This window comes from Roseovarius sp. MBR-154 (genome assembly GCF_053628595.1).
Window position 1 is genome coordinate 1 of the sequence record NZ_JBRJGR010000058.1, and the last position, 3,343, is coordinate 3,343.

General features: G+C 57.6%; 6 protein-coding genes. All 6 read right to left on the minus strand.

Annotation, left to right across the window (positions count from 1 at the left end; all coding sequences use genetic code 11):
• Nucleotides 1-56: 56 nt before the first annotated feature.
• Nucleotides 57-881, minus strand: a complete 825-nt coding sequence (locus tag ACSSV4_RS23050; RefSeq protein WP_454277314.1) for a hypothetical protein — start codon at nt 879-881, stop codon at nt 57-59.
• 193 nt (nt 882-1,074) lie between these two features.
• Entirely contained in the window at nt 1,075-1,371 is a 297-nt protein-coding gene (locus tag ACSSV4_RS23055; protein WP_050663341.1) for a 50S ribosomal protein L23, read from the minus strand.
• Nucleotides 1,368-1,985: a 50S ribosomal protein L4 gene (gene rplD / locus ACSSV4_RS23060; RefSeq protein ID WP_454277315.1), complete on the minus strand. Its 618-nt coding sequence runs from the start codon at nt 1,983-1,985 to the stop codon at nt 1,368-1,370. The genes ACSSV4_RS23055 and rplD overlap by 4 nt, the downstream gene beginning before the upstream one ends.
• A complete protein-coding gene (gene rplC / locus ACSSV4_RS23065) occupies nt 1,982-2,824 on the minus strand; it encodes a 50S ribosomal protein L3 (RefSeq protein WP_454277316.1) in 843 nt (280 codons plus the stop codon). The genes rplD and rplC overlap by 4 nt, the downstream gene beginning before the upstream one ends.
• 12 nt (nt 2,825-2,836) lie before the next feature.
• Nucleotides 2,837-3,145, minus strand: a complete 309-nt coding sequence (gene rpsJ, locus ACSSV4_RS23070) for a 30S ribosomal protein S10 (protein WP_008281867.1) — start codon at nt 3,143-3,145, stop codon at nt 2,837-2,839.
• 105 nt (nt 3,146-3,250) lie between these two features.
• Nucleotides 3,251-3,343 (minus strand): EF-Tu C-terminal domain-related protein (locus ACSSV4_RS23075; RefSeq protein ID WP_207545791.1); only part of this gene is annotated, 93 nt, incomplete at its 5' end.

Genomic DNA, 3,343 nt, shown 5'->3' on the forward strand with positions numbered 1-3,343 from the left:
TTGGCTGAGAAAAGACAAAACCCAACCCGATCAGCAGGTGCAAAGAGTAGCTTAATTTACGCCAGATCCTGTCCAACCGATGGGGAGTAGCTCATAAGTTCATCCGCCGATATAGCAGTAGCCACTGCTGCTGACTCGATTTGTATAGCGGCGCGGGCTATATCGCTCTCAAGCTGTGCAACTATCCTATCAGCGAGCGTGGGATCGAATTTTACGTCGTCGGCTTCAGCCAAAATAAGAGACGGGGTTTCAACACTCGCGATTTCCTCAAGGGTTGCACCTAAAGTATCACCCTCAACAGCCAAACGCGTCATAGGTTCCAAGCATTCCGAGCTATTCTTGTAGTAGAATCCCGTCGATTGCCTTTCCTCAACACAATCCCGCAGTGAGGCCAAGAAGTTCAGCCAGTCTCGAGCACCATCATCCAAAACAGATCGATATCGAGATAAGCTTTCACTTTCCCAAACTGAAATTTGCTCTTTCCAGCGCTCTATATTGGCGACGCGAATTAAATTTTGCCGGTCAATCTCAGAGATCGCAGAATTAACCGCCCGTTCCAAGTTGAGCGAGAAATCTTCCATTGATTTCCCGATCGATCTGATCTCGTCACCGATCTTTTCATCAGTATCGAGAAAATTTGTTAAGCCTTCCTGTAGGTCGCTGAAATTTTCTTCAATCGCAAGAAGTCGAGTAGGGATCTCATCCCGCACGGCCTCAACCTCAGCCACAGACCGACTGAGACCTCGCTCGGAAATGGTGTTTGCATACGCGAGAAATAGCCCGCCGGACAGAATGATCGCAGAAATAATTATCAAAACGAAATTCGCCTGAATTTGTCTGGCCTTTGCTCGCGACCTTAGCGACCGAATGATATCTTCCATACCAAGTGTCCTAGACCCAGCTTATTGTCTGACTACCATACCAATTTTCAATCAGTCTATTTTCAGAAGTAAACTCCGTGCCCTTTCCATAAATCAATACTACGTCGCTTAGGGCTTAACAAATCAAAACCCCGGCCACCTTGCGGCAGCCGGGGTCTTTCAGTCCGTAGGGTGGGGTTTCACCCCACCATGATCACAGGCCCGTGGTCACGTCGATCGTGTTGCCTTCGACCAGCGTCACATAGGCTTTCTTGACGTCGTTCCGGCGGCCCATCTGGCCGCGAAAGCGCTTTTGCTTGCCCTTGGTGATCGTGGTGTTGACGGCCTTGACCTTCACCCCAAAGAGCGCCTCGACGGCCTCCTTGATCTGCGGCTTGTTGGCGTCGATCGCCACCTCGAAGACAACCGCCCCGTTCTCGGAGGCCATGGTCGCCTTTTCGGTGATCACCGGCTTGCGGATCACATCGTAATGTTCAGGTTTCGCGCTCATTTCAACCGAGCCTCCAGTGCTTCGACACCCGCCTTGGTCAGCACGAGCGTGTCGCGCTTGAGGATGTCATAGACGTTTGCGCCCATCGACGGCAGCACATCGAGACCCTCGATATTGGCCGCGGCACGGGCGAAATCGGCATTCACCTCGGCCCCGTCGATGATCAGCGCGCGCTTCCAGCCCATCGCCTTGATCAACTTGGCCAGGGTCTTGGTCTTGCCGTCGCTCTCGGTGTTCTCGATCACCACCAGCTCGCCCGCCTTGACCTTGGCCGAGAGCGCGTGCTTGAGGCCAAGCTGACGCACCTTCTTGGGCAGGTCATGCGCGTGGCTGCGCGGGGTCGGGCCTTTGTAGATACCACCCTTGCGGAAGATCGGCGCGTTGCGGTCGCCGTGGCGTGCGCCACCGGTGCCCTTCTGGCGGTAGATCTTCTTGGTGGAATAGCTGGTTTCCGACCGGGTCTTGACCTTGTGGGTGCCGGCCTGCGCCTTGTTGCGCTGCCAGCGGACGACGCGGTGCAGGATGTCCGCGCGCGGTTCTAGGCCGAAGATGTCTTCGCCCAGATCGACCGAGCCGGCCGTGCCGCCGTCCAGTTTGATCACGTCGAGTTTCATTCTTCGCCTTCCTTCTTCTCGGCCTCGATTTCAGCCTCGGCCTCTTTCAGCGCAGCTTCTTCCGCGGCGGCCTGCTCTTCGGCGAGGCGCTTGGCTTCTTCTTCGGCCTCGGCGGCGGCGGCGGCGGCGGCTTCTTCAGCAGCCTTCGCGGCCTCTTCAGCGGCCGATCTCAGCGCGGCGGGCAGAATGGCGTTCTCGGGGAACGGCTTTTTCACCGCGTCCTTGATCGTCACCCAGCCACCTTTCGATCCGGGCACAGCGCCCTTGATCATGATCAGGCCACGCTCTGCATCGGTGCGAACGACCTGCAGGTTCTGCGTGGTGACCTTGGCTGCCCCCATGTGACCGGCCATCTTCTTGCCTTTGAAGACCTTGCCGGGATCCTGACACTGACCCGTCGAGCCGTGCGAGCGGTGGCTGATCGACACACCGTGGCTTGCCCGCAGACCGCCAAAGTTGTGGCGCTTCATCGCACCGGCAAAGCCTTTACCGATCGAGGTGCCCGAGACATCCACGAACTGACCTTCGAAGTAATGGTCAGCGGTGATTTCCTCGCCCACATTGATCAGGTTCTCAGGCGCCACGCGGAATTCCGCGACCTTGCGCTTGGGTTCGACCTTGGCCACGGCAAAATGCCCGCGCATGGCCTGCGTCGTGCGCTTGGCCTTTGCGGTGCCTGCACCGAGTTGCACGGCCGAATAGCCGTCTTTCTCAGGGGTGCGCTGTGCCACCACCTGAAGTTTGTCCAATTGAAGAACGGTCACAGGAACCTGCTTGCCGTCTTCCATGAAAAGCCGGGTCATGCCGACTTTTTTCGCGATCACACCAGAGCGCAACATGTCTTGCCCTCCTTAAACCGAAATCTGCACGTCCACGCCAGCGGCGAGGTCGAGCTTCATCAGCGCGTCCACCGTCTGCGGCGTGGGGTCGACGATGTCGAGAAGACGCTTGTGCGTCCGGATCTCGAACTGGTCGCGGGATTTCTTGTTCACGTGGGGACTACGCAGAACGGTGAATTTTTCAATCTTGTTCGGCAGCGGGATCGGCCCACGCACCTGGGCACCGGTCCGTTTGGCGGTGTTGACGATTTCCTGAGTGCTGGCATCCAGCACACGGTAGTCAAACGCCTTGAGCCGAATGCGAATGTTCTGGCTTTGCATTGGTCTAGCCTTTCGCGGCATTGGAGTTGATAGGAGGAAGGCCGGACCACCCGGCCTGCCTCGTCGAACCCTGCCCCGGGGTCATGCCCCGGGGCGTGATAGGTGTTACTCGATGATCTTCGACACGACGCCGGCGCCGACGGTGCGGCCGCCTTCGCGGATGGCGAAGCGCAGCCCGTCTTCCATGGCAATGGGCGC